This is a genomic window from Neptunomonas sp. XY-337 (assembly GCF_004959845.1).
GTDB lineage: Bacteria > Pseudomonadota > Gammaproteobacteria > Pseudomonadales > Balneatricaceae > Neptunomonas > Neptunomonas marina.
In genome coordinates this window covers 121,318-148,107 of record NZ_SPLL01000008.1, presented here as the reverse complement: position 1 = coordinate 148,107, position 26,790 = coordinate 121,318, and the positions used below count along the sequence as shown (strand labels likewise).

The window sequence follows — 26,790 nt, the reverse complement described above, 5'->3', positions numbered from 1 at the left end:
ACCTAGGGTATGTATTTAGAGCACTTTGGGATGCAAGAGCTTCCCTATACGCTAACGCCGAATACGCGGTTCTTTCTGCAGTTACCAACGCATCAGGAGGCACTGAACGTGCTGTTGGTGGCGTTGGGTAGCGGTGATGGCTTTATTAAAGTTGTGGGCGAGGTGGGTACAGGAAAAACGATGCTGTGCCGCGCGCTGCTCAATACGCTGGATAAAGAGCCGTGCGTTACCGCTTATCTGCCTAACCCTTATTTAAGCCCCGAAGCACTGCGCCGCAACTTCGCGCTTGAGATCGGGATTGAAGATGCATTAGAGGTGCCTGATTACGAGTTGGTGAACCGCATCAATTTGCGTTTAGTTGAGATCGCGAAAGCGGGTCAGCACACCATACTGCTTGTGGATGAAGCCCAAGCCATGCCAGAGGAGACTATCGAGGCGTTGCGCCTGCTGACCAATCTGGAAACCGAGTCGGAAAAGCTGTTTCAGGTGGTGCTGTTTGGGCAACCTGAACTCAATCAGCTCTTGGCTCGTGATTCACTGCGCCAATTAAAGCAGCGTATCACCTTTAGCTGCCATCTCAATACGCTGTCAAATGATGCGGTGGCGCAGTATTTAGAGCAGCGTGCGCATCGCGCTGGGTTTGATGGCTTGGCACTATTTGCTCCAGGTGCCGCTAAGTTGATCGCAAAAGCGTCAGGCGGTGTGCCACGGCTGGTGAACATTTTGGCGCATAAATCATTGATGGTGGCGTACGGACGCGGTGAGATGCAGATCAAAAAGGAGCATGTTCGTCACGCCGTTGAAGATACCGAAGGTGCGGTCGCGGTAGCGCGTGCCAACCCCGGGCATTGGTTGCTAGGGACAGGGCTTGTGACCACCTTGCTATGCGGTGCTGTTTATCTGGCTTGGCTACGGGGGATGATATGAGCTTGGTAAACGATATGCTGCGCGATTTAGATCAGCGCCAGCGTCAAGGCAGCGAGGGCTATACGCCGGTCCCGACGCGAAAGTCCGGCCCCAGCCGTCTATTTTTAGCCATTGCCTCCCTAATGGTGATCGGCATTGTTGGCTTTTTATTGATGGACTTTCTTGGCCTTAACAAAAAGCTGATGACACAAACGTCACCGGTAGCTGCTGTTCCTGAAGAGTCCGTTGTGACGCGCAATGAGCCTGCCTATCAAACCGTGAGTACAGAAAATCAGCAAGCGCCTGAGCTTGCTGCCGAAGTCAAATCAGTAAACCGTATTAGCGCGATCAACTGGATGCAGACAGGGCCAGCCCAAGGCCATCTTACGTTCTGGCTAGATCAAACCGCACCCTATGTCGTCCATGCTAAAGGCTCTCAGCAACTAGATATTGAGTTACAGAATGTCGACCTTGCGGCAGCGCCGCCGAGCAGTCTCGGTGGGTTGTTGAACGGCATGGATATTATCGCCAGCGACGTTGGAAGCCGCTTTCGCTTATCCTCTGCGCATGATGTGGAGTTTAAAACCCAGCTAAAGCGTGACCCCGCAAGGCTACAGATCTCGGTTGCGCAGCGTCTACCCGAAACCGCAACTACGCCGCCTAAAGCCGAGGTCGCGATACAGGATCAAGACACTGTACCACCGCCGACCACCAGCGCTTCGCCATCTCAGCCTTCGCCAGATGTCGAAGCGCCTGACATTGCGCCTGCTAAACCTGCGATTGCTGCGAGGCCCGTAGAGAAACCGGTGCAGAAAAAGGTACAGCGGCGGGTGACCGATGCTTCGGTAGTTCGTGCAGCGAAGCGCTTGCTTGGCAAAGGGCAAACAGCAGCGGCACAAGCCCAGCTGGAGCGCCACGTGAGTCAGCAACCACAAGCGTTACAAAGCCGCTATCTGCTGGCTCAAATCTACCTGGCACAGGCGGATTACTCCGCCGTAGCGCAGCAGTTGCAACACGCGCCAAATAATCTGTCTTGGGCGTTGTTACGCGCCCGTGCAGCCCTCCAACAAGGGCAGCCCAACGCAGCGTTGCAAAGGCTTAAAGCGTTCCCTGAAGGGGCCGCTCGCGAGGACTATCTCGAGCTATTCGCTGCAGCTCAACAACAGCTGGGGGCGCATCAGCAGGCCGTCGCGCACTATGTGAAACTCTTGGAACTGAATACTCAAAATGGCCGTGCATGGCTCAATATGGGTGTGTCGTTGGAGCATTTGCAACAGCCAGCTAAAGCGCGTGATGCTTATCAAAACGCGCTGAAAGTCCCCACTTTAGATGGCGCTGCACGCACCTTCGCAACCCAGCAACTGCAACGTTTGGCAGCCAGATAACAAAGGAACCGCGATACGCTTATGGCTTCACCGAAGATGAAAATCCGCATCGGCGACTTGCTGGTACAAAACAGCGTTATTACTGAAGCGCAGCTGATGGAGGCGTTAGCGCGCCAGAAAGAAACCCGCCAAAAGTTAGGGCGTACGCTGATCTCTTTGGGTTATGTTGAAGAGCAGCAGTTTCTTGAGTTTTTGGCGCAGCAGCTGAAAGTGCCGCTGGTGGATTTGGCCCACTACAATTTTGATCAACAGGATGTCCTGAAGCTTTCCGAGACCCACGCACGACGCTTTCGCTCGGTGGTGTTAAAAGAGAATCCGGATCACTTTTTGGTGGGAATGTCTGATCCGCTGGATATCTTCGCATTCGATGAGCTGCAACGTTTGTTGCCGAAAAAAGTTGAGCTAGCTGTTGTTGCTGAGAGCCAACTTCTACAAACCCTTGATCTGATGTATCGCCGCACGAGCGATATCGATAGCTTAGCGAGTGAACTGAGTGAAGATATCGCTGAGGATACCTTTGACCTCTCACGCCTCACCGCCACCGATGAGGTGGATGCACCGGTGGTGCGGCTCTTAAAGAGCCTGTTTGAAGATGCGGTACAGGTGGGTGCGTCTGATATCCATATTGAGCCTGACGAAAGCGTGTTGCGTATTCGCCAGCGTGTGGATGGCGTGCTGCAAGAGCACGTTATGAAGGACACCCGGATCGCATCGGTGCTGGTACTGCGTCTGAAACTGATGGCGGAGCTCAATATCTCTGAAAAGCGCTTACCGCAGGATGGACGCTTCAATATCACAGTGAAGAGCCACAATATCGACGTGCGTTTATCCACGCTGCCAACCCAGTATGGCGAGTCGGTTGTGATGCGTTTGCTCGATCAGAGCGCCGGTATTATCGGCTTGGATAAAGCCGGCTTACCTGAGCGACTGTTGATGCGTTTGCGTCGACTGATCCGTGAACCCCACGGCATTTTGCTCGTTACAGGACCTACCGGTAGCGGTAAAACGACGACCTTGTATGGGGCTTTGCATGAACTGAACGATGCATCCAAGAAGATCATCACCGTCGAGGATCCGGTGGAGTATCGGCTGTCGCGCATCAACCAAGTGCAGGTGCACCCGCAGATAGGATTGACCTTTTCCAAAGTGTTGCGTTCTTGCTTGCGTCAGGACCCAGATATCTTACTCGTCGGTGAGATTCGTGACTTAGAAACAGCCGATATCGCCATGCGCGCAGCAATGACTGGCCACTTTGTGCTTTCAACACTGCACACCAATGATGCGATCTCGAGTGCGATGCGTTTGGTTGATATTGGCGTTGAGGGCTATTTGGCAGGTACCGCCTTACGGGGCATTTTGGCACAACGGTTGGTGCGGCGTATCTGCAACAACTGCGAGACCACCTACCAGCCAACAGCGCAGGAGCGCGTTTGGTTAGATATCAAAGCCGAGGAGTCAGGCATTGAAGCGGCTGAGCTAAAACATGGTAAAGGCTGTGCGTACTGTAATAACACCGGCTATAAAGGGCGTATCGGTATTTTTGAGTTGCTCGAATTTAACGATGAGATGGCCGATGCATTGCGCCGTAACGATAGCGCTGAGTTCGCACAAGCGGCACGCCGTAGCGAAGGGTATCAGCCGTTGGTGATCAGCGCACTTGAGTTAGCCGCACAAGGTGTGACCTCGTTGAACGAGGTGTTCCGCGTTACCGAGCAGTTGGATGATAGCCTCTATCTTGAGCAGGTCGCCGAGCAGAAAGCTGGCGGTTTGGAGCTGGAGTAACGGATGGCTACCTTTCGCTACAGTGGCAGACGAGCCGATGGCTCAAAGGCAACGGGTAACCACGAGGCACTCAACCGTGATGAAGTGGCGGCGATGTTGTTGGAGCAGGGGATTACACCTGTGTCTATCGAGATGGCTAAGGCCGCTGCCAATGAAAAGCGCAACCGCAAGCGGGGTGAGATTCGCTTGTTTGAGAAGGTCTCTCTGGATGAGCTAATCATGTTTAGCCGCCAGATGGCGAGCCTTACCCGCGCGGGTGTACCGATTACAAACGGTATGCGCGGGTTAGCAAATACGATTCGTAATCCTCTGCTCTCCACCACGTTGCACGAGATTGCCGATGAGCTAGAGAAGGGGAACTCGCTCTCTACAATACTGAATAAGTACCCGAAAATTTTCAGCCATCTGTATGTCAGTATTGTCCATATAGGTGAAAACACAGGGCGGTTGGACGACTCTTTTCGGCAGATGGCCGAGTATCTCGAGTTAGAGCGCCAGACGATACGCAGCATCAAGCAGGCGACGCGCTACCCGACCTTTGTATTGATTGCCATCGCGGTGGCGCTGGGGGTGATCAACGTGTTTGTGATCCCGGCATTTAAATCGGTCTTTGACTCGTTTGGTGCGGCTCTGCCTTGGCAAACCCAGATACTGATCGGTATCTCCGATTTTACGCTCGCGTGGTGGCCCGCGATTTTAGTGGGCCTAGGTGCGCTTTTCTTTAGCTTTTCTCGGTGGAAGAAAAGCGTTAAAGGGCGGCCCATATGGGATCGCTGGAAGCTGCGCATCCCGCTGATTGGCAGTATTCTTTATCGCGCAACACTGGGCCGCTTTGCGCGGACTTTTAGTGTGGTTTTGCGCGCAGGAATACCAATTGAGCAAGGGCTTTCGATCGTTGCTCGTGCGCTGGATAACGAGTTTATCGGTGAGAAAGTAGCGACGATGCGAAAAGGGATTGAGCGCGGTGAGGGCTTTACCGCGACGGCATTTCGTACCGAGATGTTCAGTCCGCTGGTAATGCAGATGTTAGCGGTTGGTGAGGAAACCGGCCGAGTGGATGAGATGTTGGAAGATGTTGCCAATTTTTACGAGGAGGAGGTCAGCTACGACCTGAAAAACCTCGCCAGTGCCATTGAACCCATCCTGATTATCGCGATTGGCGCAATGGTGCTTGTGTTAGCGTTGGGCGTCTTTTTACCGCTTTGGGAACTCAATACAACCATCAATGGATAGATAGTGGTGCGCAGGCAGCAGGGGTTTTCGCTTTTAGAAGGCGTCATCAGCATTTTACTGGTGGCATGCTTTTACGGTGTGCTCTCTCTGTATTTGGACCGCTTAGCGGCAAGAACCGAAGCTGCGGCGATGGACGCCGTGGTGCGACAGTTGGAGCATCAAGTGAACCGGCGGGTGGCGCAGCTCTACATACGTGGAGAAACCCAGAAAATCACAATGTTAGAGGGGCAAAACCCGTTTGTGTGGTTTGCCGAGCCGCCGCAGTTTTACGGTGGCGAGATAGCAGGGCAACAAAAAGGCCAACTGAGATCAAAGCGTTGGTATTACGATACAGCAAGTGGTCACATTCTGTATTTAGCTGAATATAATAACTACTTGAAAATTGAAGGAAACGACTCACGTTTTGTTCAGTTTGTGCTTAAATTAAAGCACACTGCTGCCGATGCAGTAGCTAAGAGGACAAGCTTGGAGTTAGTTATCCATCCTGTCACACCGTATAGCTGGTTTTAGGACGTTTTTGCGATATGGCGCAGAGTTGAACTGCCCGTCGATTAACTAGGAGTAGGAAAATGAAACGACAATCTGGTTTCACAATCATTGAACTGGTAGTAGTGATTGCGCTGCTAGGTATCTTATCGGCGGTAGCACTGCCACGCTTTATCGATGTTACCCAAGACGCACGTCGTGCTGCCGTATCCGGTGCAGCAGGTGGTTTAGGCGCAGGGGTAGCTCTGGTGCGTGCTCAGTCGGTGGTGGATAACGTAGCGGCAGGCAATACCGTAGCGATCGATGGTTTGAATATTATCGCCAACGTACGTGGTTATCCTGTAGGTACCAACGGTGCAGCAATTACTAATGGCTCGGGTGATCAGTCACTTAGCAATGCAGACTGCGTAGCGGTTTGGGGTGCAGTATTGCAAGGTAGTGCACCAACAGTTGCAATAGCAGCAGGTGCAGGCATCGATTATGTTGCAACGGCGAATGGTGCGGGAACAACGTGTACTTACGCTTATCAGGTCGGCCGCTCTGCTGCTGAAACACGCGATATCACTTACGACTCCAACAATGGCGACGTATCGATTGCAACAACCGAGCCTTAATCTGGCTGGCGCCTAAAATGCACAAGCTGCGGCGCCACGTTGCTGGCTTTACCATGATCGAATTGGTCACCGTTCTGGCCCTCTTAGGGATTCTCAGTGCGGTGGCTTTTTCACGTTTGGGGAACGTGGGGAGTTACGAGAGCTCACTGTTCTCGAATCAGCTACTGGCTTATCTTCGCCTCGCCCAGCGCACTGCGGTTGCGCATCAACAAAGCGACACCCTCTTTATCCTGACCCGAGCTGCCGATGATGCCTGGCAGGTGGAGTTGCGCTTTGGCGCTCCACAACAGACCTTACGCTATGGTATCGAGAGCGATATTACCTTTAACTACGCGATGGCAGGTATCAATGGGCAGCTCGATACCGGCGATACGTTAACACTACGCTATACCGATGAGGGTGATTTAGCGCGGTTGGAATCTCCGGCGGCTGCGGACGTTACCCGTAGCCTAGCGCTCACCGTCAGCGGCCGTGCGCTCTGTATTTCACCCACCGGCTTTGCTTATGCTAATACCTGCCTCTAACAAACGTCAGCGCGGTTTCTCTTTGGTTGAGAGCATTGTCACGATTGTGATCATTGGTATTGCGCTGGTGGCATTGATTTCTGGCTGGGCTGGTTCCGCTAGCCGCAGTGCTGATCCCTTTTGGCACGCCAAAGCCGCTTATCTTGGCCAAGCGTATCTGGAAGAGATTATGGCAAAGCGCTATGACGAGAACACACCAGAGGGAGGTGTACCGCCTTGCTCATCAACGAGTTGTTCTGCGGTGCTGGGGCCAGAGGGAGAGACACGCGCAACCTTTGACGATGTGGATGATTATGATGGGCTCAACGAAGCGCCATCGGAAAATGCACTGGGTATCGTGCGGCCGGAATACCAGAATTACCGTATTGCTGTGCAAGTCAGCTATGCGCACGATGATTTCTCTCGCATTGCGCGCACAGTGAAGCGGGTAGAGGTTGCGGTGACACCGCCAGGCCAGAGCGTACAACGCTTTGTCGCGTACCGAGGTAATTTCTGATGCGTCGAGGGCAGCTGGGTTTTACGCTGGTGGAGCTGGTTGTTGTGATCGTGCTGTTGGGCATCATATCACTTGGAGCAACGGGGTTTATCGTCAACTCGGTACAAGGGTATGCCGATATGGCGCGGCGTGATGGTATGGCGGGAGCGAGCCGTGTAGCGATTGATCGAATTATCCGCGAGGTACGCAATGCGCTGCCCAATAGCGCGCGCGTTTCGGGGCAGTGCCTCGAGTTTATCCCGATCAACAACGCCACTCAGTACCTGATGGCGCCAACAGCAACCCCTGCTAATAGTTTTAACGTTGTGCCATTTAGTGAGACGCCTGATGCTTTGGGGAGTGTGGCGATCTACCCAATCAGTACCGCGGCGATTTATCAAGGTGGCTCACCCGCTGTGATATCGCCAGCGATCACCAGTGCGGCGAGTGATCTGACGGGTAATGCGCCAGTGGCACTGAGCTTAGCGTCTGCCCACCAGTTCCCAACCGATTCGCCCAGCCAGCGTATGTACATTGTGGGCGGCCCGATCAGCTACTGCTTTCAGGGGGATCGGCTCTACCGCTACACAGGCTACAGCCGCCGTAGCGTGCAGCCGTTACCGGCTCAGTTGCCAACTGCCGAGCCATCGCGGGCATTGCTAGCGTTTCCAGTGACCCACGATGGTCAGCCTTTTGAGCTTATTGGCGCTTCGTTGCAGCGCAATGCTCTGGTGATGGTGGAGTTTGCGGTTGAGCAGGGAGGAGAGGCGTTACGTATTCAGCAGGAGGTACAGATCCGCAATGTGCCCTAATCGTTCGTTACGCCGTGAAGCGGGTTTAGGCCTGATCTCTGCGATCTTTGTGATCGTGATTTTAGCGATTGTGGTGGTAGGGATGAGCAATATCGCGACGGTATCGCAAAAGTATCGTTCACAAGAGATTCTAGCAGCGCGTGCATTGTTTGCCGCTGAGTCTGGTGCGCAGCTACACCTATCAACCCTTTTACACCCAGAGAACAGCCAAACCTGCGCCACTATGGCTGCGCCTGCTAACTTCACCACACAAGGGCTGCGTGAGTGCAGCTATCAGGCTAGCTGTGCGCAGGTAACCATCAACACCATCGACTACTTTACCGTTAAAAGCGTAGGGCGCTGCGGCACCGGTGTTGATTCCGCAACGCGTGTGGTGGAGATGCGTATCTCGCGCTAGCTTAGATACCGTATTGAGCGCGGTAGGCTTGGATCGCTTGGATCGATTCAGCGTAGCCGCCCACCTCTTGCAGGTACGCTACAACGTCTTCTAGCGAAACAATGCTGATCACTGGCATGTTGTAATCACGCTCAACCTCTTGAATAGCAGACAACTCACCTTGGCCTTTTTCCATGCGGTTTAATGCGATCATGACCGCAGCAGGCGTTGCGTTGGCTGCATTGATGATCTCCATGACCTCACGGATGGCGGTGCCAGCGGTGATTACGTCATCGATGATCAGCACACGGCCCTCAAGCGGCGCACCCACCAGGTTGCCACCTTCACCGTGATCTTTCGCTTCTTTACGGTTGAAGACATAAGGTGTGTCGACTTGGTAGTCATTGGATAGCGCAACAGCCGTTGTAGCGGCCAGAGGGATACCTTTGTACGCAGGACCAAACAGCACATCGTACTCGATACCCGCATCTTGCAGAGCTGCAGCGTAGTAGCGGCCAAGCTTTGCTAGGGCTGTACCAGAGTTAAAAAGGCCCGCATTGAAGAAGTAAGGGCTTACGCGGCCAGACTTGAGGGTAAACTCACCAAAACGTAAAACGTTCTGCTCAATTGCAAATTGAATAAACTCTCGTTGGTAGTCGCGCATGCTCGCTGCCTCTTGTCTGGGTTGAAAAAGCGCCATTCTACCACTATCTATAGGGGAGGAACGAGAATTCCGAGCGGGGAAAATTTCTTTTTCAAGCGCGAGACTATACAATTCCTCGTCTGACTTTTTGTGTTTGTATGCGCTTTATAGGATAAACCAGACATGCGTGTGATCACCTTCAATACACAGGGTATTGAGCAAGCGGCTGACCGAGGCTTTTTTGATTGGATGGTTAAGCAGGATGCCGATGTTATCTGCTTGCAGGACATCCGCGCCCGTGAGTATCAGCTGGACGGTGATCGTTATCACCCTGAAGGATATTATCCCTACTTTTTTGAAGCGTTTGATGACGACTTTAGTGGCGTAGCCATCTACACCCGCCATGTACCCAAAGCGATTATGACGGGCCTAGGTTTTGAGCTATGCGACTATCAGGGCCGCTTTATTCAAGCCGACTTTGATAAAGTGAGCGTATCGTCGCTGTTTATTCCATCGGGTTTGAAAAGCCACGAAGCGCAGAAAACTAAAGAAGAGTTCATGGCACACTTCATGGGCCATCTGAAAAAGACACTGCGTAAGCGCCGTGACTTTATCTTCTGCGGAACCTTTAACACCGCTCACCGCACCATCGACTTGAGTAACTGGTACGCGAATCAAACCGTATCGGGTTTCTTACCGAGCGAGCGTGCGTGGATGGAAGAGATGCTAGGTGATTTGGGTTATGTGGATGCGTTCCGCGAGATCAACAAAGCCGAGCGCCAGTTCACCTGGTGGCCTGATTACAATCGTGCGCGCAAGCTAAACGAGGGTGCGCGCCTTGATTACCAAATCACTACAGCCAATTTACGTAAGCTAGTGAAGAATGTGTCGATCTACAAAGATGAGATGTTCTCTGAGCACGCGCCGCTGATTATCGACTACGAAGGTGATTTTTAAACACCGCATGCAATGACAAAAAAGGGCGCTATTTAGCGCCCTTTTTACATGCCGCATTGGATTAGTCCTGCGCCAGCGCTGCTTTTTGCAGCTCCACAATCTCTTTAATGCCTTTCTGAGCGAGCGCGAGCATCGCGTTTAGCTCATCTTGCGTGTAAGGCGCACCTTCAGCGGTGCCTTGTACTTCAACAAAACCGCCTTTCTCCGTCATGATGACATTCATATCGGTTTCGGCAGACGAGTCCTCGGCGTAGTCTAGATCGAGCACCGCTTCGCCCTTGTACATACCCACCGAGATCGCTGCCAGCATATGCTTAACAGGGTTGCCCTTCAGTGCACCATGCTTATCTTTCTTTAGGAACGCAATCGCATCCATGAGCGCTACGCAAGCACCCGTAATCGATGCGGTACGCGTACCGCCATCCGCCTGCAATACATCGCAGTCGATGGTGATGGTGTTTTCGCCAAGCTTATCCAGATCAAGCGCTGCACGCAGTGAGCGGCCAATCAAACGCTGGATCTCGATAGTGCGACCTGTTTGCTTACCGCGTGCGGCTTCACGGTCGTTACGCGTGTTTGTTGAGCGCGGCAACATCCCGTACTCCGCCGTTACCCAACCAGAGCCTGAACCACGTAAAAAACGTGGTACGCCGCGATCAACGGTAGCGGTACACAGCACCTTGGTATCACCAAACTCCACCAAGACAGAGCCCTCGGCATGCTTTGTGAAGTGGCGTGTGATGCGAATATCACGTAGCTGGTCAACTTGGCGCCCGCTTGGACGGATCGTAGCAATACCCAACGTTTGAAGCTGATCGGAGATAGAGGAGCTCATCTGTAAAAATAACCTATCTTTTTAAGGAGGACACAGCACACATAGAGCAAAGCTCACAGGGCTGTTAAACTGAATCGAATGACAGCATTTTAATCGAGATTACCGCATATGACACGTAGTATGACCGCTTTTGCCCGCCAAGAAAGCCAACAAAGCTGGGGCAGCTTGACATGGGAAGTCCGCTCAGTGAACCACCGCTTTCTGGAGCCGCACCTGCGTCTGCCAGAATCGCTACGCGAGCTAGAAGGCCCGCTACGCGAGCTACTACGTAAGCGCCTTAGCCGCGGCAAAGTGGAGTGCACACTGCGCTTTGTACCCGAAGAGTCCGCGCAAAAACTCCAAGTGAACCAAGCCTTCGTGCAGCAACTGCTAGACGCAACTGCCGAGGTTGAACAACTGATGCCAGTATCCGAATCACTCAACCCGCTGGATATTTTGCGCTGGCCGGGTGCGCTTCAAGACAGCCGCCTTGATATGGAGCAGGTTAAAAACGAAGCGCTACGCCTTTTCAAAAGTGCCCTAGACGACCTTGTTGCTGGGCGTGAACGCGAAGGTAAAGAACTGGCCGACATGATCGAACAGCGCCTCGTGAGCATTGCCAGCGTCGTGGCAGAGGTGCGCAGCAAGCTACCGCAAATCCTAGAGAACCAACGCAATAATCTAAAAGCAAAAGTCACCGAACTTGCCGATGATCTAGATCCACAGCGCCTCGAACAAGAGATTGTGCTGCTGGCGCAAAAAGCGGATGTAGATGAAGAGATGGACCGCCTTAACACCCACGTACAGGAAGTACGCCGCGTGCTAAAGCAGAAAGAACCTGTTGGCCGCCGCCTAGATTTTCTGATGCAAGAACTCAACCGCGAAGCCAACACGCTATCGTCTAAATCTATCGTAACTGACACCACCCAAAGCGCTGTTGAGTTAAAGGTGTTGATCGAACAAATGCGTGAACAGATCCAGAATATCGAATAAGGTCTTTGTGAGTCTCTTTAAGCGTAAAATTGCCAAGCCCCTGTAAATAGGGGCTTTTTTGTTCTTAGTAGATTTTAAACCCTTTCTGCTGTTTTCAATCAACTGGTGAGTTTAGTGGTGAGTAAGGCTTCTTTAGAGCAATTCTCCTGCCTTTCATTGTCAGTGGTACATGGATAAAGTTGAATGCTTAATAAGAGAAAATGAGAATAAGTAGATGGTTTCGTCTAATATCTATTATGTTTATTTACTGAAAGGTCTTCCCGTAAAGTCGACTGTGGAGTCACTATACCCATAGGAGTCCTATAGAAGGCACAAGTAGGATTGCAGCTTTTCAAAGATTCAATAGTTTCGTCATCTGAAGAAAATCTTGATAGTACCTCTAGCTCAGGTTGCGTCCATTACTGAGATCTGCAATTAGATAACGAAGGCAATCAACAAGACTACCTAAGCACTCTTGGCCTACTTATGAAAGAAGGGTCAATTGAAGGACTTAAAGAAATTAACCGCAAAAATACAGAAAGCTTTGAGGTCAGAATGGCTAAGTTAAAACCAAGAGCTCGATTAATTCGCACCATCGGTGACAAACTTATAAGTGGCCCCGAAGCTGCGATAATTGAGCTAGTTAAAAACTCCTATGATGCTGACTCCCTATCTGTTGAGATTACAATTTTTCCTCCTGCTGATACTCACAATGGAAAAATAACAATCAAAGACTTTGGCCATGGGATGTCATACGACAATATTCTAAATGATTGGCTAGAACCTGCTACAGATAATAAAAGCAAAGTAACGACTTCCAAATCTGGAAAACGTACCCTTTTAGGAGCAAAAGGTGTAGGTCGATTCGCCTCGGCAAGTCTAGGGAAAAAAATCAAGCTGACTTCTGTTGCCAATTTAGGTGATATATATCAAACCAGCGAACTAGAATTAGATTGGAGCATTTTTGAATCAAATAAATACCTTGATGACATTGATATCGACATTAATAAATCGGATTCACAAAGTGCTACGAGCACAGGTGTATTCATTGAAATTGAAGATTTATCTACGGTTTGGGATGAGAGAAAAATTCGCAAGCTAGTCCGTGAACTTCGCCGTCTTGCGACTCCGCAAGACAAAAACACCGCTCCATTTGATATATATTTAGACCTCAGACATTTCAAACTAACAAACTCTGAGCCGTACAACTTTAACGGTCCACAACTACTTTTTGAGACCAATCGCATCGCTGAAATGCTTGAAGACGAAAGTACGACTACGACTACAAGCACAACTCTAATAACGCCTTACAAAATAAGCAAGGAATCTGACTATCGACTAAAGGGAACATTCGATTCTAAAGGCAACTTCGATGGTACCTTTACGATAATTCGTGGTGATAACGTACCTTTGCCGATTAAACTTGATGCTCCTCCTCTTGGAATTGGCGAACTTTCATGTGGTGCCATTGACGTAGATCTGCGTCTGTATGATTTAGAGAAAGAATCTGTAGAGAAACTTTTTGAGCGCATGGGACTTAATTTCTCTGACTTCGGTTTGCGAAATGCTAGAGCTATGATTTCTGAGAACACAGGCATTGGTATATATAGAACAGGTTTTAGAATTCGACCATATGGTGAACCAGATAATGACTGGTTAAAACTTGAAAATCGACGAGTTCAACAACCATCGAAGAGAATTGGTCACGGCCAAATATCAGGGACAATTAGTGTTGGAACCGAAAGAGATTCACACTTAATCGAACGAAGCAGTCGCGAAGGGTTAGAGACGAATAGCGCATTTGAGCGCCTAGTAAACCTTATTACCGGTATTCTTCTCAAAGTTGAGCAGAAAAGATTTGATTTCAGAGCAAAAGCAGGGATAAGCAGAAAATCCATAAAGAAAATTGATAAGGCACGAGAGCTGTCTTCATTAGATTCAATAACAAAAGCTGTTAGTAATCTCGCAGAAAAAGACCAAAAGCCCCTTTTGTTAAAAATCGAAAATGAGTCTCAAGCGTTAACAAAAGCTTTAGATGAAATAGAAGCATATCAGCGACTATTAGAGTCTCGCGCAGCTTTAGGTATGGTCGTAGCACAAGTAGTACACGATGGTAGGACATATTTAGATCCGATTAGCTCATCAGCAAAATCTATTATAAAAAATGCCCCTCTAGTTTTAGAAAATAGTCCTAAAGGTGAGTTGATTAGAAAATACTATCCAACATATGGACAAGCGATTTTAGACGGCTCAAAAGGCTTAGCGTCATTATTTAAGTCTTTGGATCCTATTTCTGGCAGACGCAGAGGTCGCCCTGTCGAATTCAACGCTTTAGACAACATAAGCAACACTATAAATTTGCTGGATGAGTTGCTTATTGAATCCTCAATTCAAGTGAATTTGGATATTGATAGTGAACTTAAGCTTTACGGCTATTCCGGTGACTTGCAATCAGCAGTGATGAATATCATACACAATGCTATTCATTGGCTGAATTCTACCCAAAACGACAAAAAAACCATTCAGATCTCGTCTAGAATTGAAGACTCTCTAGCCCATATATCGATATCCAATAATGGCCCACTTATAGATGACCAAGACCAAGAGAGTGTGTTCGAAGCTGGATTCTCTCTTAAATCAGATGGACATGGCTTGGGCTTATCAATCGCGAAAGAAGCATGTAAGAACAGCAACGGCGATCTTGCTTTAGACGCTAACTCTATTGACACCTGTTTTATTATCACATATCCAATTTCTCACTAGGCTTATCAAATGAAACTGAATTTATTAATTGTTGAGGATGTACAACCGCTCGTAGAAAATTGGCAAGAGAAACTCGCGTTTTATGCCGTGGAAGATGACCCGGTACATATCATTACACCTGAGTTTGTTACCAATCTAGAAGATGCAAAAAAGGCGATAGAAAATACAAAGTTTGACGCTGCTGTTGTTGATATTCGGCTAGATGAAAAGGGAGAACAAACCCACAACGGTAATGAAGTCCTTGCTCATTTATCAAATCATTCTTTGACGGTTTGCGCTGTATATACAGGCGAACCCGGTACAGAGGTGATAGAAGACCACCTGAAAGACTTTGTACGAGTATTCAATAAGGGGGATGGAGATGGCATAGAACTCATTCTTGAATGGATAGATAACAAAGCAGATATGATTTCTGCAATTCAGACGATGCAAAAGTCCCTTAACACTTCTATGGCTCAAGCATTTACAAAATCTATTTGGCCCCGTTGGAGCTACTGGCTGAACGCAGAAGAAGATCTTGGGATGACCGAGCAAGCTCTAACCCGCCATATGGCTACCCATCTCCACGCATCCTTTCTCAATGAAGTCAGCGCCGTACATCCAGAAGAGCATTATTTCATTCCTCCTCTTCAAGAACGGTTATATACAGGTGACATAGTGCAGATAGAAAGTAATTATTTTATTCTTGTTACACCGAGATGTGACTTAGCACATGAAAAAAACCCGACCTTTCAATTGGTGAAGTTGATGTCTATACAAGAAAGGTGGCTGGAGCTTCACGCACAAAAAGCAAACGGAGCTAGTAACAGGATCAAAGATACTGCTAGTAAGGAAATACGCAAGTTAATAAACCATGGAGATCGTTCTCCTAAGCTTCACTTTATTCCCCAAATAAAGCTTAGCGCGGGCGAAATTTTGGGTCCTTTCCATGCCCAATTCAACTTTATGAATTGCCTAGAAGCCAATACTGAGAATAGATCAAATCTCACAGAACGGAGAGTAGCGACGTTATCCAACGAGTTTGTTCCTTCTTTGGTTGAAAGACTAGGGGCCTATTTCAGTCGTATTGGTACACCTGACTACTCTCATCCTGAGTAAAGTATTATTGATCTAATAACTCCATCACCACTTTCCCTATCTGCTGTGCCAAATACGGTGGCACAGCATTTCCTACCTGTACATATTGTTGCGTCCTATTCCCTTCAAACAAGTAGTTATCCGGAAACGTCTGTAAGCGAGCCGCTTCACGGACTGTTAAACTTCGACATTGCTTTGGGTCATAGTGAATGAAGTAATGTCCATCTTTCGAGATGTGGCTAGTTACAGTGGTTGAGCACTTATTGGCGGCTTGAGTTCTAAAGCGGTCAGCATGAGAACCTGACTTCCAGTTCTCATGGGCAGGAGCAAGATCGTCTGGGAAATCTCTCGCTTTCGGAGGCGTGCCATCATTAAGCTGTGTATACGCAGCGCTATAAGCATAGCGAAGTAAATCACTTTCCATATGCCCACGAGTTTCGTGGTTTAATACGCAAGGAGGCTCTTTGCCTCTATACCACTCGATCAAATGTTCTGGCATTTGACATGATTGCTCAACGGGTTGAGTTGCAGAGCGCGTTAGCTTTTTAAAAGGCTTAAGATCTAAGCTTTTAGCTTGTTTAAACTGTTTCTTAAGCAAACGCTTAACCGTAGTAGCGTTTTTTGAAACTGTGCTTTCCCAGTCCTTAGTTATATCTTTACGCTTTGAAAAACCACTACGTAACTTCGGTAGGTCTGCTAGAACCTGTTCTACCGTTGATTGGTATTTGAACGGCTTTAGTGTACTAGGAGTGCCTTGAATGTCTGCTCGAACCCCCAATAAAATGACGCGATGGCGGGCCTGAGGAATGCCGTAGTTTTCAGACTTTATGAGGTAATCAGTAAAATCTTCATATATAGGGCTTTCGGGGTTATCTACATCTACAACTAATGAGAATATTTTGTACTTAGGCGTTGTGATTTTAGTAATGCGTCCGGGTGCTCTCAAATCTTGTAGTATACGAGGGAAGATGATTTTACCGTCTATTCTGGCTGAAAGAATACCTCGGACATTTTCCATTATGAAAACATCCGGTTGCGCGACAGAAAGGACTTTTAGGTACTCTTTGTACAGGAAATTTCTATCGTCTTTTTCTGCTTGGTAATCTTTTATGCCAGCATTACGAGAACGGCCTGCAAGTGAGTAAGCTTGGCATGGCGGTCCACCGATAACTACCTTAGGTTTGTTCCCGTGATTTTGAACCAGTTCGGTGATACGTTTGTGGATAGTGCTGTTGTCATCGCCTAACGAATGTGGTGTATACAGCGTCTCTTGTAGGGCTTTTTCCGCTTCATATGGGAAGAGTCCAAAAAGTTGCGCCCTAGTTAAGTTGCCAAGAAGGTAGTCGTTATAGCTGGCTAGGCCAAGTTTAGAATCTTTAATCCTTCTATAAAATGCCCGAGTTGTTAGAGTTTTATGGGCGGAGGGCTCTTTCTCTACAGACATACCTATTTTAAATGGATGACTCCCACTTGCATCAATCACGGAGGATAAACCTTCGCCTAGTCCTCCCGGGCCGGCGAAAAGATCAATAACAAGGATGGTACCTGTTTTCATTATTCCTCTTAGTATCAGTTTTGAACGCTACGCAATAATACCAGGCAGATACAGATAAACAATTTTTATGTGCATATGATTTACAAATTATCAAGTGCAAGGGCATGCAGCACAGTCAAATAGGGGCTGTTAATTCTTTATTGAGTGCTATGAGCTAGTCTTTCCCCGCATATAAATCTGTTCAAACTGTTCTGCAATAGAACGAGCATCGAACTCGGCTTCGCGCACAAGATGGTCGAAGTGTTCTGTTAGGGCTTGTACTTGGCCGCGTTCGCGAAACACCATGTAGTAGCGGCCCACGTAGACCGCCGCTAGCAGGTGGCCGAATACTGTCACGGGTGATGAATAGACCTTTTTGCTATCAAATAGATAAACGCGCAGCGCTGGGTAGTTGTTACGGCAGTAGCTGATGAGGTGTTCAACCTGCTGCTCGCGTACTGTGCTGGGCAGCCCTTCCCAGTAACCTGTGCCTTCAAATAAGCTGGTAACGGCGTGTAAAGGGATGCAGATCTCGTAGTCAGAGCCGGGTGCTTTTAGCCACTCGATGGTTTCTTGCATGGTGCTGCTGGCTTGCTCGGGTGTTTTATCGCGATAGGCTGCGTACTCGAAATGCAATACGTCATCGGTTTTGAGGATGTCGGGGAAGGTGGCGGGTACATGGCGAATTTTGTAGCCTGCTGCCGCTTTGTGCCATTCGAGCAGTTGGATATCGGCTGGGGTTCTTTCGGCGTCGGTAATTTCGCAGGCAGTGAGTAGCAGGTCGGTGCTGGTTTCGCTGCGCTCCGATAGGCCCAGCAGCCAGTCGCAGCTCACGCCTAATGCTGCTGCACATTCGGCAGCTAGGTGGGCATTGGGTAGGCGTACGGCATCATCATTGAGGAGTTGTGCAATGGTCGAGCGATCAACTTGGCACAACCTTGCTAGCTCGCTACGGCTGACGCCGCTTTCACTAATCCGCTGCAAGAGACGCTGGCGGAAGAGTTCTGCTCGGTCTTGTTTCTTCATCTGTTTACTGGCTCTGATTTTAGTCACTAGTGATGAATATTATCACCATTGTAGCTTTTTGTTTCCAAGGTTCAGACTTATCGCGGCCCTGTTGGCGGCGTTAAAATAGCAACCTGTTTGATATAACCGTCGTTCGTAAATAGGGAAACACGTTGGAAACGAAACTGCGCACCATTAGCAAAGCGATTAGCTGGCAGCTGTTAGGATTATTCACCATGACGGCCATTAGCTATCTTTATACCGGCGAGCTACAGAGTGCGATGTCGTTGGCGGGTACGTCGATGCTGACCAGTTTTGTTTTCTACATTATGCACGAGCGGGTGTGGCAAAAGGTGCGGTGGGGGCGGGAGATGTTGCCATCAGCACAGCACGATAATGGTGCGGCTCGTTAGGCTCACTAAAAGAGGCAGCGCAGCCTGAAGCTGCGCATGGGGTGCTATAGATTGGCGATGATATCGGCGTATTGCTCGTCGAATTCGCGGAAGGTGTTGTCGTTATGGTGGCAGCAGCGGACGCCGCCATTCTTGATGTTGTAGATCCAGCCATGAATCTCGATCTTACCGCTTGCCAACTTAGCCGCGACCGTGGGGTGGGTGCGGATATGTTGCACTTGCTGTAGGACGTTCTCTTCGATCGCTTCATTCAGATGCGCATGGCCAACACTGTGCCCGCATGGAATACCGTTACGTTCGCGGACAATCTCCATCGCGGAGCGGCAGTGGCTCAGCCACTCTTTCACGTGGGGTAAGCCCTCGACTGCAGAGAGGTCCAATGCGCCCTTGATCGCACCGCAGTCGGTGTGCCCGCAGATAATGATGTGGCGCACACCTAACACCGCCACCGCATACTCAATCGAGGCGGTCATCCCCCCAGTTTGATTGCTGTGCGGCGGTACGATATTCCCCGCATTACGGCAGATAAATAGATCGCCCGGGTCGGTGCCGGTGAGCAGGTTCGGGTCGATACGCGAGTCCGAGCAGGTGACAAATAGAATCTCTGGGCTTTGCCCGGTTGCGAGTGTGCCGAAGAGATCTTTGTTTTCTGGATATACGTTTTTGCGAAAATTCAGTACGCCTTTGACTATCTTTTCCATCATCTATCCTCACTGTCTATTGATGTAAACCGCGCACGTGTGAGGTACGCGGTTGGCGTGTTAGCCGATCTCCATAAGCACTTCACCCGGTGTTACGCGGTCGCCTTTAGCAACGTGGATCGCCTTCACGGTTCCGGCAATACTGGTGTGTAGTTCGGTTTCCATCTTCATCGCTTCGGCGACGAGTACAGCTTGGCCTGCAGTCACTTCGTCCCCCACGCTAACCAGTATCTCGAAGATATTACCCGGCATCGCGGTAGTGACATGGCCTGGCTCTGTGGCGTGCTTGCGCCCGCTGCTGCCTTCGGCGACAAATTCATTCAGCGGTTCAAAGACTACCTCTTCAGGCATACCGTCCATCGAGAGGTAGATCTTACGTTTCCCCGCGCCATGGTCGCCGATACCCGTTACTGCGATCTCATAGGTTTCACCGTGCACATCGATCGTGAACTCAGAGGCGGTTGCATGGCCGAGCGCACTACCTGCAGCAGCTTCTGCAGGTAGCAGCTCCTCGGGCTGGAGGGTGCCGTCAGCGCGTTGCTGCAAGAACTCGCGGCCAAGGTCTGGGAACATGGCGTAGGTCAGCACGTCCTCTTCGCTCTGCGCCAGCGTGCTGATATCCTCACGCAGTTTATGTAGTTCTGGCTGTAACAGGTCAGCTGGGCGGCCCACATCGACGCTCTCATTACCAATAGCTTTCTTCTGAACCTCGGGATTTACCGGTGCGGGCGCCGCACCATAGCCACCTTGCAGGTAGCGTTTGACCTCGTTAGTGATGGTTTTATAGCGCTCCCCAGCAAGCACGTTATAAACCGCTTGAGTGCCCACAATTTGCGATGTTGGCGTCACCAGTGGCGGAAAGCCAAGGTCTTCACGTACCCGTGGGATTTCGGCAAAGACATCACGGATGCGATCTAGCGCGTTTTGCTCTTTTAACTGGTTCGCTAAGTTCGACATCATGCCGCCCGGTACTTGGTTGATCTGTACCGATACATCTTCGCGGGTGAACTCGCTCTCGAACTGGTGGTACTTTTTACGCGCTTCGCGGAAGTAATCGGCGATCTCCGACAGCAGTTCAAGATCGAGCCCCGTGTCGTATTCCGTGCCTTTCAGTGCAGCCACTTGTGATTCGGTAGCGGGGTGGCTGGTGCCGCCCGCAAACGAGGAGATCGCAGTATCGATACGGTCTGCACCGGCTTCGATCGCTTTGAGCTGGCACAGTTGCGCCAAGCCCGCTGTGGAATGGCTGTGCACGACAATCGGTAAGTCGAGCTCGGCTTTGAGCGCGCTCACCAGATCGTAGGTGGCGTATGGCGTGAGTAAGCCGGCCATATCTTTGATCACGATGGAGTCTGAGCCCATATCACGCATCGCTTTGGCTTGTTGTACAAACAGCTCTGGCGTGTGCACGGGGCTGGTGGTGTAACACAGTGTGCCCTGCGCATGTTTGCCCGCTTTCTTAACGGCTTTCATCGCCGTCTCTAGGTTGCGCACATCGTTTAGCGCATCAAAGACACGGAACACATCAATGCCGTTCTCAGCAGACTTTTGCACAAAGGCTTCGACTACGTCGTCTGCATAGTGGCGGTAGCCAAGTAAGTTTTGGCCGCGCAGTAGCATCTGTAGGCGGGTGTTGGGCAGTGCGGCACGGAGTTGGCGCAGGCGCTCCCACGGATCTTCCTTAAGGAAGCGCACGCAAGCGTCAAAGGTGGCGCCACCCCAAACCTCTAGGGACCAAAACCCCACTTGATCGAGCTTATCGCAAATGGGCAGCATATCTTCGGTGCGCATACGGGTTGCGATTAGCGATTGGTGCGCGTCTCGCAGCGTTACGTCGGTGATTTCAATCTTCTTTTGAGTGCTCATTGTCTGTTCTCCTGCAACCGTGCTGGCGGTTGGCTAATTCGGTTGCCTATCTTCACCAGCCCGTGTGGGCTGCAATCGCGGCGGCAATAGCTAATGCCATCTCGCTGGGGTGTCGTTTTTCGGAGTATTCCATCAGCTCTGGGTGGCTCGGTACGAAACTGGTATCAAATACCGCCCGCTCAAAATCGGGGTGGCTCAGAATCTGTTGGTAGTAGTTGGCGGTCGTTTTGATGCCATGTAAGCGCATATCATCCAGTGCGCGTTTGCCCCGTGCGACAACCTCGTCCCATGTCAGCGCCCACACCACAAGCTTCAAACACATCGAATCGTAGTAGGGGGGGATCTCGTAGCCGGTGTAGATGGCGGTATCAACACGCACGCCCGGCCCACCCGGCGCATAGTAGTGCGAAATTCGGCCAAAGCTGGGCAGGAAGTCATTTTTGGGATCTTCCGCATTGATACGGAACTGCAACGCGAAACCGCGATAACTGATATCTTGCTGGCGGTAGCTCAGTGGCAAGCCTGAGGCGATGCGCAACTGCTCGCGTACGATATCAACACCGGTGATCTGCTCAGTGATCGTGTGCTCCACCTGCACACGTGTGTTCATCTCCATAAAGTAGACTTCGTTGCCCGAAAGCAGAAACTCCACCGTGCCAGCGTTTTCATAATCAACTGCTTGTGCTGCTTTTACCGCTAAACCGCCGATATACTGGCGTTGCTCTGGTGTTAGCTGTGGGCTTGGGGCAATTTCGATCAGCTTTTGGTTGCGGCGCTGGATCGAACAATCGCGCTCGTATAGATGGATCACATTACCTTGGCTGTCTGCCAAAATCTGCACCTCGATATGGCGCGGATTAACAATGCACTTCTCCATAAAAACTTCGGCAGAGCCAAAGGCTTTGGTGGCCTCTGAGATGACCCGCGGATATTGCTGCTGCAGCTCTTGGGGTGTATCGCAACGGCGAATACCGCGCCCGCCACCACCTGAGGTGGCTTTGATCATAATGGGGTAGCCGATCTGCTCGGCGAGCTCCAGCGCTTCATCAACATCTGCTAGGTTGCCATCAGAACCGGGCGTGATGGGTACCCCGGCTGCACGCATTGAGTCACGGGCTTGGGTTTTATCGCCCATGCCACTAATCACAGAGGCTTTCGGGCCGATAAAGGTCACGCCTTGCTCTTCACATAAGCGCGCAAATTCCGCGTTTTCAGAGAGGAAACCATAACCGGGATGGATCGCGTCGCAGCCAGTTTCTAGGGCCAGATTCACGATACGGTTCGGATCGAGATAGCCTTTAAGCGGGTCTTCGCCTAGCGAGTAGGCCTCGTCGGCGCGTTTAACGTGGAGCGCATAGCGGTCAGGCTCGGTGTAGATCGCAACGGAGCGAATGCCCATTTCGGCACAGGCGCGCACGATTCGTACAGCGATCTCACCGCGGTTAGCAATCAGTACTTTTTTTATCATGGGGTCTCCTCCGTCCTACGACGGCCTTACCATCAGTGTGTTTTTATCCTAGTACGCCACTCGGGTAGGCAGAAATTGATATTTCTTTGTTTATCTATAAGGTATTGGTTATAGATAAATGCTAAAGGTATTATCCCTATGCCACTTTCTGTACAACAAATAACCAGCCGCATGACGTTTCGCCAGCTGCAGGTGTTTAAAGCGGTCTATCAGCTGCAAAGTTACAGTAAGGCGGGGGAGCTACTGGGCTTGACGCAACCGGCAGTGAGTAGCCAGATGCGCCAGTTAGAGAGTGCGTTGAACCAACCGCTATTTGAGTATGTGGGGCGGCGGTTATTTTGTACCGCCGCTGGTGAGCGCTTGGCACTGAGTATCAACGCTATCTTCACTGAGCTTAGCAACCTACAAACTGATCTAGCCGCGCTTAAAGGGCAAGTTGCGGGGGATCTACGCTTGGTGGCGGTAAACACCGCGCAATATGTGGTGCCCTATCTGCTGCGGGCGTTTCTGGATCTGCATCCGCAGATTAGCGTGAGTGTCTCGGTGGTGAACCGTGCTGCAGCGTTGCAGCGCTTGAATGATAACCACGACGATCTGGTCATTATGGGAATGGTACCTGCTGATAAACCCCTGGCCTCACTACCATTTTTGAATAATGAATTGGTACCGGTGGCGCCCGCAGGCCATCCACTGTTACAAAAGGCCCACGTCAGCGCACAGGATTTTTTAGATAGCGAGCTACTGATTCGCGAGCCGGGTTCCGGTAGCCGATTGGCACTAGAGCAGTACTGCCAGCAACAACGTTTGAACCTGCGAGCTACCATGGAGCTTGGTTCCAACGATGTTGTTAAGCAGGCGGTGATCGCAGGGTTAGGTGTTGCCGTGCTACCGAAGATCAGCATCCTTTCTGAGCTGGCGCTAGGCAAATTACATATCGTCCCTCTCGAGGGGTTTCCGCTGCGCCGAAGCTGGTGCGTTGTGCATCCGCAGGCTAAGCATCCAACGCCAGCGATGCAGGCATTTCTGGATTATGTGCAGCAGAATATCCGCCAGCTGGAGCAGGTTGTTGCGAATGTAACGAGTTAGGTCAGTATCCGTATTTTTATTTTTGAGACGATCAGTCTATAATTAAATTATGACCTCATTCACGCCAGCACCAAAAAAACGTGGCCGACCACCCAAACGCCACCAAGATAACGTGGAAACACGCCAGCTACTGCTGCACGCAGGGCTAGAGCTCTTGACGGAGCGGGGCTTTGCGGCCACGGGCTTAGAGGCCATCTTAAAACGTGTGCAGGTGCCAAAAGGCTCTTTTTATCACTACTTTGATAGCAAAGAGGCGTTTGGCTTAGCGTTGATCGACCACTATGCGCATTACTTTTTGCGCAAGCTAGAGAGCCATCTCAATAATACGGAGCTAGCGCCATTAGCGCGTATTTCGGCTTTTGTGAATGATGCGCAAACCGGAATGGCTCGGCATGATTTCAAGCGCGGCTGCTTGATCGGCAACCTAGGGCAAGAGATGGGAGCGTTACCAGAGAGTTTTCGGAGCCGCTTAATCGATGTGTTTGAGCAGTGGCAAGCCGCACTTGCCGACTGTTTGCGTGCTGCGGTGGCCGAGCGAGCGCTTGCTGCAGATACTGACTGCGACCAATTTGCCCACCTCTTTTGGGTCGGTTGGGAGGGCGCAGTTTTACGTGCCAAGCTAGAGCAAAGCGGTGCGCCGTTACAGCTCTATCATGACTATTTTTTGCGTAGCTTACCCCGGTAAGCTTTTTATTTATCAATTTAAAGACGACCGGTCTATAAATGGGAGGCGATGTTATGTTCAAGGCAGTTAAGATCGAAAAAGATGATGCGGGTTACCGCGCAGAATATGCAGATGTAACGCAAGAACAACTACCTGAGGGCGACGTTACCGTGCGGATCAGCCACTCGACGCTGAACTACAAAGATGGACTGGCAATTACCGGAAAAAGCCCGGTGGTACGTCATTTCCCAATGGTGCCAGGGATCGACTTTGCTGGTGAAGTGACAGAATCTTCCCACCCCGATTACCAAGCTGGTGACTGGGTTGTTCTAAACGGCTGGGGTGTGGGCGAAAAGCACTGGGGCGGCTTGGCGCAGTATGCGCGTGTCAGTGGTGATTGGTTGGTGCCATTGCCAGAGGCGTTTAGCTCCCGCCATGCGATGGCGATCGGGACGGCAGGCTACACGGCAATGCTGTGTGTTATGAAACTTGCATCACTCGGCGTGACACCGGAGAAAGGTGAAGTGCTAGTAACGGGCGCTGCGGGCGGTGTAGGCAGTGTTGCTATCGCTCTGTTGGCGCAGCGTGGTTACGACGTGGTTGCGGTATCGGGCCGCCCCGAAAACACCGATTACTTGCTATCGCTTGGTGCCAAAGAGGTGGTTGGCCGCGAACTATTTTCTGAGCCCGGCAAGCCGCTCGGCAAAGAGCGCTGGGCCGGTGCAGTGGATGTGGTGGGTGGTCACACGCTAGCCAACGTTTGTGCTACCACAAAATATGGTGGCGCAGTGGCAGCCTGCGGTTTGGCCGGTGGTATGGAGCTACCTGCAACGGTGGCGCCCTTTATCCTGCGTGGTGTGACACTGGCCGGTGTGGACAGCGTTATGTGCCCGAAAGCTGAGCGCCTACAAGCGTGGCAACTGCTGGCTAACGAGCTAGATGCTGACAAGCTTGAGTCGATCTGTGAAGAGATCGGCCTGAGTGAGGTGGTGCCCTATGGCGAAGCCTTCCTTAAAGGCGAAGTAAAAGGCCGTCTTGTGGTTGATGTAAACCGCTAACGATAGCTTACCTGCCGCGCCCCGTTACTCGGGGCGCACATGAGTTGAAAAATTCCTCCTCGCCCCTATCTATCCTCTGCATAACATGAAAGGAACCAGAACGCCGGTTCGCTAGTCGGATAAGCGGTGTAGTGACCGCAGACGCAGCCGGTCTTGATGTTTTTGGCGAGAGGGAGAGTGCATGAGCACAGCAGCGAGTGATAACCAGCAACGATTTAGTGCGCTCAAAGCGCAGCTTGAGGCTTCTGTTGTTGGCCAAAGTGCCTTAGTAGAAGATCTACTCATCGCGCTGTTAACCGATGGGCATGTCTTGCTTGAGGGCCCACCGGGGCTTGCAAAAACCCGTACCATCCAAGCACTAAGCACACTGCTTGAAGGGGTATATCACCGGGCCCAGTTCACACCTGACCTACTACCGAGTGACCTGACGGGAACCGAGATCTTTAACACCCAACAAGGCGTGTTTGAGTTTCGCCAAGGGCCGCTGTTTGGCAATATCATCCTTGCAGACGAGATCAACCGTGCGCCAGCGAAGGTGCAATCTGCACTACTGGAAGCGATGGCGGAGCGCCAGATCACAGTGGCCGGCACCACCTATCCTTTACCGCGCTTCTTTATGGTGTTGGCGACGCAAAACCCCCTTGAGCAAGAGGGTACCTATCCATTACCTGAGGCTCAGCTCGACCGCTTTATGCTGCATATTCGGGTGGATTATCCGCAGTTTGAGCAGGAGAAAGCGATTTTGCAGTTGGTGCGTGGAGAGCACACCCAAGCACTGGCGGGGGAAACACCGGCTACGCAGACGGCAGTGACCGAAGCACAGCTATTTGCTGCCCGCCAAGAGGTGATGCAAACCCATCTGGCGGAGCCGCTCGAGGATTATGTTGTGGCGCTGATTATGGCAACGCGCCAGCCTGAGGCTTATGGTCAAGAGTTGCGTGACACCCTGACCTTTGGCGCCAGCCCACGGGCGACCATTGCGCTCGACCGCGCTGTGCGTGCCAAAGCGTGGTTACAGGGGCGTGATTTTGTCACCCCTGATGATATCCAAGCCATCGCACCCAGTATTCTGCGCCACCGCATCGGCCTGAGCTATATGGCGGAGGCCAACGGTATGGACAAAGACCGCTTTATCCAAACGCTGCTGGAGCGCGTGCCGGTGCCTTAAGGAGGCTG

Annotated in this window: 26 protein-coding genes; 19 read left to right on the top strand and 7 right to left on the bottom strand. The window is 50.9% G+C overall.

The genetic code is table 11. From position 1 onward, the window contains the following. Window positions 1-9: 9 nt before the first annotated feature. Genes E4L36_RS16755 through E4L36_RS16710 form a run of 10 tightly spaced genes read left to right on the top strand, consistent with a single transcriptional unit; the run spans window position 10 to window position 8,614 of the window. On the top strand, window positions 10-927 hold the full coding sequence (locus E4L36_RS16755; protein ID WP_136681542.1) for an AAA family ATPase: 918 nt from the start codon (window positions 10-12) through the stop codon (window positions 925-927). Continuing rightward, a complete protein-coding gene (locus E4L36_RS16750) occupies window positions 924-2,291 on the top strand; it encodes a hypothetical protein (protein ID WP_136681541.1) in 1,368 nt (455 codons plus the stop codon). The genes E4L36_RS16755 and E4L36_RS16750 overlap by 4 nt, the downstream gene beginning before the upstream one ends. A gap of 21 nt (window positions 2,292-2,312) precedes the next feature. Next, window positions 2,313-4,073 carry an ATPase, T2SS/T4P/T4SS family gene (locus E4L36_RS16745; protein WP_136681540.1) on the top strand — a complete coding sequence of 587 codons (1,761 nt, stop codon included), beginning with the start codon at window positions 2,313-2,315 and terminating at the stop codon, window positions 4,071-4,073. A gap of 3 nt (window positions 4,074-4,076) precedes the next feature. Next, window positions 4,077-5,306, top strand: a complete 1,230-nt coding sequence (locus E4L36_RS16740; protein WP_136681539.1) for a type II secretion system F family protein — start codon at window positions 4,077-4,079, stop codon at window positions 5,304-5,306. Window positions 5,307-5,312: 6 nt separating this feature from the next. After that, window positions 5,313-5,816 (top strand): hypothetical protein, encoded by a 504-nt coding sequence (locus tag E4L36_RS16735; protein WP_136681538.1) that lies wholly within the window; start codon window positions 5,313-5,315, stop codon window positions 5,814-5,816. Window positions 5,817-5,875: 59 nt separating this feature from the next. Then, window positions 5,876-6,406: a type II secretion system protein gene (locus E4L36_RS18110; protein WP_136681537.1), complete on the top strand. Its 531-nt coding sequence runs from the start codon at window positions 5,876-5,878 to the stop codon at window positions 6,404-6,406. A 17-nt stretch (window positions 6,407-6,423) separates the two neighbouring features. Further along, window positions 6,424-6,930 carry a type II secretion system protein gene (locus E4L36_RS16725; RefSeq protein WP_136681536.1) on the top strand — a complete coding sequence of 169 codons (507 nt, stop codon included), beginning with the start codon at window positions 6,424-6,426 and terminating at the stop codon, window positions 6,928-6,930. Next, complete coding sequence (locus tag E4L36_RS16720) at window positions 6,911-7,426, top strand: type II secretion system protein (RefSeq protein WP_127694959.1); 516 nt, start codon at window positions 6,911-6,913, stop codon at window positions 7,424-7,426. Before E4L36_RS16725 ends, E4L36_RS16720 begins: the two co-directional genes overlap by 20 nt. Continuing rightward, entirely contained in the window at window positions 7,426-8,217 is a 792-nt protein-coding gene (locus tag E4L36_RS16715) for a prepilin-type N-terminal cleavage/methylation domain-containing protein (RefSeq protein ID WP_136681535.1), read from the top strand. The genes E4L36_RS16720 and E4L36_RS16715 overlap by 1 nt, the downstream gene beginning before the upstream one ends. Further along, window positions 8,207-8,614, top strand: a complete 408-nt coding sequence (locus tag E4L36_RS16710) for a hypothetical protein (protein ID WP_127694961.1) — start codon at window positions 8,207-8,209, stop codon at window positions 8,612-8,614. The genes E4L36_RS16715 and E4L36_RS16710 overlap by 11 nt, the downstream gene beginning before the upstream one ends. A gap of 1 nt (window position 8,615) precedes the next feature. On the opposite strand, the gene pyrE is transcribed toward E4L36_RS16710, so the two are convergent. Beyond that, window positions 8,616-9,257 (bottom strand): orotate phosphoribosyltransferase, encoded by a 642-nt coding sequence (gene pyrE / locus E4L36_RS16705; RefSeq protein ID WP_136681534.1) that lies wholly within the window; start codon window positions 9,255-9,257, stop codon window positions 8,616-8,618. 162 nt (window positions 9,258-9,419) lie between these two features. Between pyrE and E4L36_RS16700 the strand changes: the two genes are divergently transcribed. After that, on the top strand, window positions 9,420-10,193 hold the full coding sequence (locus E4L36_RS16700; RefSeq protein ID WP_127694963.1) for an exodeoxyribonuclease III: 774 nt from the start codon (window positions 9,420-9,422) through the stop codon (window positions 10,191-10,193). Between the two features lie 61 nt (window positions 10,194-10,254). On the opposite strand, the gene rph is transcribed toward E4L36_RS16700, so the two are convergent. Next, entirely contained in the window at window positions 10,255-11,028 is a 774-nt protein-coding gene (gene rph, locus E4L36_RS16695; protein WP_127694964.1) for a ribonuclease PH, read from the bottom strand. Between the two features lie 108 nt (window positions 11,029-11,136). Between rph and E4L36_RS16690 the strand changes: the two genes are divergently transcribed. From E4L36_RS16690 to E4L36_RS16680, 3 genes are all read left to right on the top strand, one after another. Next, on the top strand, window positions 11,137-12,000 hold the full coding sequence (locus tag E4L36_RS16690) for a YicC/YloC family endoribonuclease (RefSeq protein WP_164847118.1): 864 nt from the start codon (window positions 11,137-11,139) through the stop codon (window positions 11,998-12,000). 465 nt (window positions 12,001-12,465) lie between these two features. After that, the gene (locus E4L36_RS16685; protein WP_206064606.1) at window positions 12,466-14,742 is read left to right on the top strand and encodes a sensor histidine kinase; all 2,277 of its coding nucleotides are present in this window, start codon (window positions 12,466-12,468) and stop codon (window positions 14,740-14,742) included. A 9-nt stretch (window positions 14,743-14,751) separates the two neighbouring features. Beyond that, a complete protein-coding gene (locus E4L36_RS16680) occupies window positions 14,752-15,840 on the top strand; it encodes a hypothetical protein (RefSeq protein ID WP_136681533.1) in 1,089 nt (362 codons plus the stop codon). A 4-nt stretch (window positions 15,841-15,844) separates the two neighbouring features. On the opposite strand, the gene E4L36_RS16675 is transcribed toward E4L36_RS16680, so the two are convergent. Further along, window positions 15,845-17,374 (bottom strand): DNA cytosine methyltransferase, encoded by a 1,530-nt coding sequence (locus E4L36_RS16675; protein WP_136681532.1) that lies wholly within the window; start codon window positions 17,372-17,374, stop codon window positions 15,845-15,847. 147 nt (window positions 17,375-17,521) lie between these two features. After that, the gene (locus E4L36_RS16670) at window positions 17,522-18,379 is read right to left on the bottom strand and encodes a helix-turn-helix transcriptional regulator (RefSeq protein WP_136681531.1); all 858 of its coding nucleotides are present in this window, start codon (window positions 18,377-18,379) and stop codon (window positions 17,522-17,524) included. 152 nt (window positions 18,380-18,531) lie between these two features. Here E4L36_RS16670 and E4L36_RS16665 point away from each other — a divergent pair, with 152 nt between their 5' ends. Beyond that, window positions 18,532-18,771 carry a DUF2061 domain-containing protein gene (locus E4L36_RS16665; RefSeq protein WP_127694968.1) on the top strand — a complete coding sequence of 80 codons (240 nt, stop codon included), beginning with the start codon at window positions 18,532-18,534 and terminating at the stop codon, window positions 18,769-18,771. A 44-nt stretch (window positions 18,772-18,815) separates the two neighbouring features. Here E4L36_RS16665 and E4L36_RS16660 read toward each other — a convergent pair whose 3' ends face one another. The 3 genes from E4L36_RS16660 to E4L36_RS16650 are packed head-to-tail and all read right to left on the bottom strand — an operon-like array spanning window position 18,816 to window position 22,806. Then, the gene (locus tag E4L36_RS16660) at window positions 18,816-19,472 is read right to left on the bottom strand and encodes a carbonic anhydrase (RefSeq protein ID WP_127694969.1); all 657 of its coding nucleotides are present in this window, start codon (window positions 19,470-19,472) and stop codon (window positions 18,816-18,818) included. A gap of 60 nt (window positions 19,473-19,532) precedes the next feature. Next, on the bottom strand, window positions 19,533-21,338 hold the full coding sequence (gene oadA, locus E4L36_RS16655) for a sodium-extruding oxaloacetate decarboxylase subunit alpha (RefSeq protein ID WP_136681530.1): 1,806 nt from the start codon (window positions 21,336-21,338) through the stop codon (window positions 19,533-19,535). A 52-nt stretch (window positions 21,339-21,390) separates the two neighbouring features. Next, window positions 21,391-22,806 (bottom strand): acetyl-CoA carboxylase biotin carboxylase subunit, encoded by a 1,416-nt coding sequence (locus E4L36_RS16650; protein ID WP_136681529.1) that lies wholly within the window; start codon window positions 22,804-22,806, stop codon window positions 21,391-21,393. Between the two features lie 138 nt (window positions 22,807-22,944). Between E4L36_RS16650 and E4L36_RS16645 the strand changes: the two genes are divergently transcribed. The 4 genes from E4L36_RS16645 to E4L36_RS16630 all read left to right on the top strand — a co-directional run bounded on the left by E4L36_RS16645 (window position 22,945) and on the right by E4L36_RS16630 (window position 26,782). Then, complete coding sequence (locus E4L36_RS16645) at window positions 22,945-23,892, top strand: LysR family transcriptional regulator (RefSeq protein ID WP_136681528.1); 948 nt, start codon at window positions 22,945-22,947, stop codon at window positions 23,890-23,892. 49 nt (window positions 23,893-23,941) lie between these two features. Then, entirely contained in the window at window positions 23,942-24,577 is a 636-nt protein-coding gene (locus E4L36_RS16640; RefSeq protein ID WP_136681527.1) for a TetR family transcriptional regulator C-terminal domain-containing protein, read from the top strand. A 53-nt stretch (window positions 24,578-24,630) separates the two neighbouring features. Continuing rightward, window positions 24,631-25,614 (top strand): MDR family oxidoreductase, encoded by a 984-nt coding sequence (locus E4L36_RS16635; protein WP_136681526.1) that lies wholly within the window; start codon window positions 24,631-24,633, stop codon window positions 25,612-25,614. Between the two features lie 181 nt (window positions 25,615-25,795). Next, a complete protein-coding gene (locus tag E4L36_RS16630) occupies window positions 25,796-26,782 on the top strand; it encodes a MoxR family ATPase (RefSeq protein WP_136681525.1) in 987 nt (328 codons plus the stop codon). Window positions 26,783-26,790: the final 8 nt, after the last annotated feature.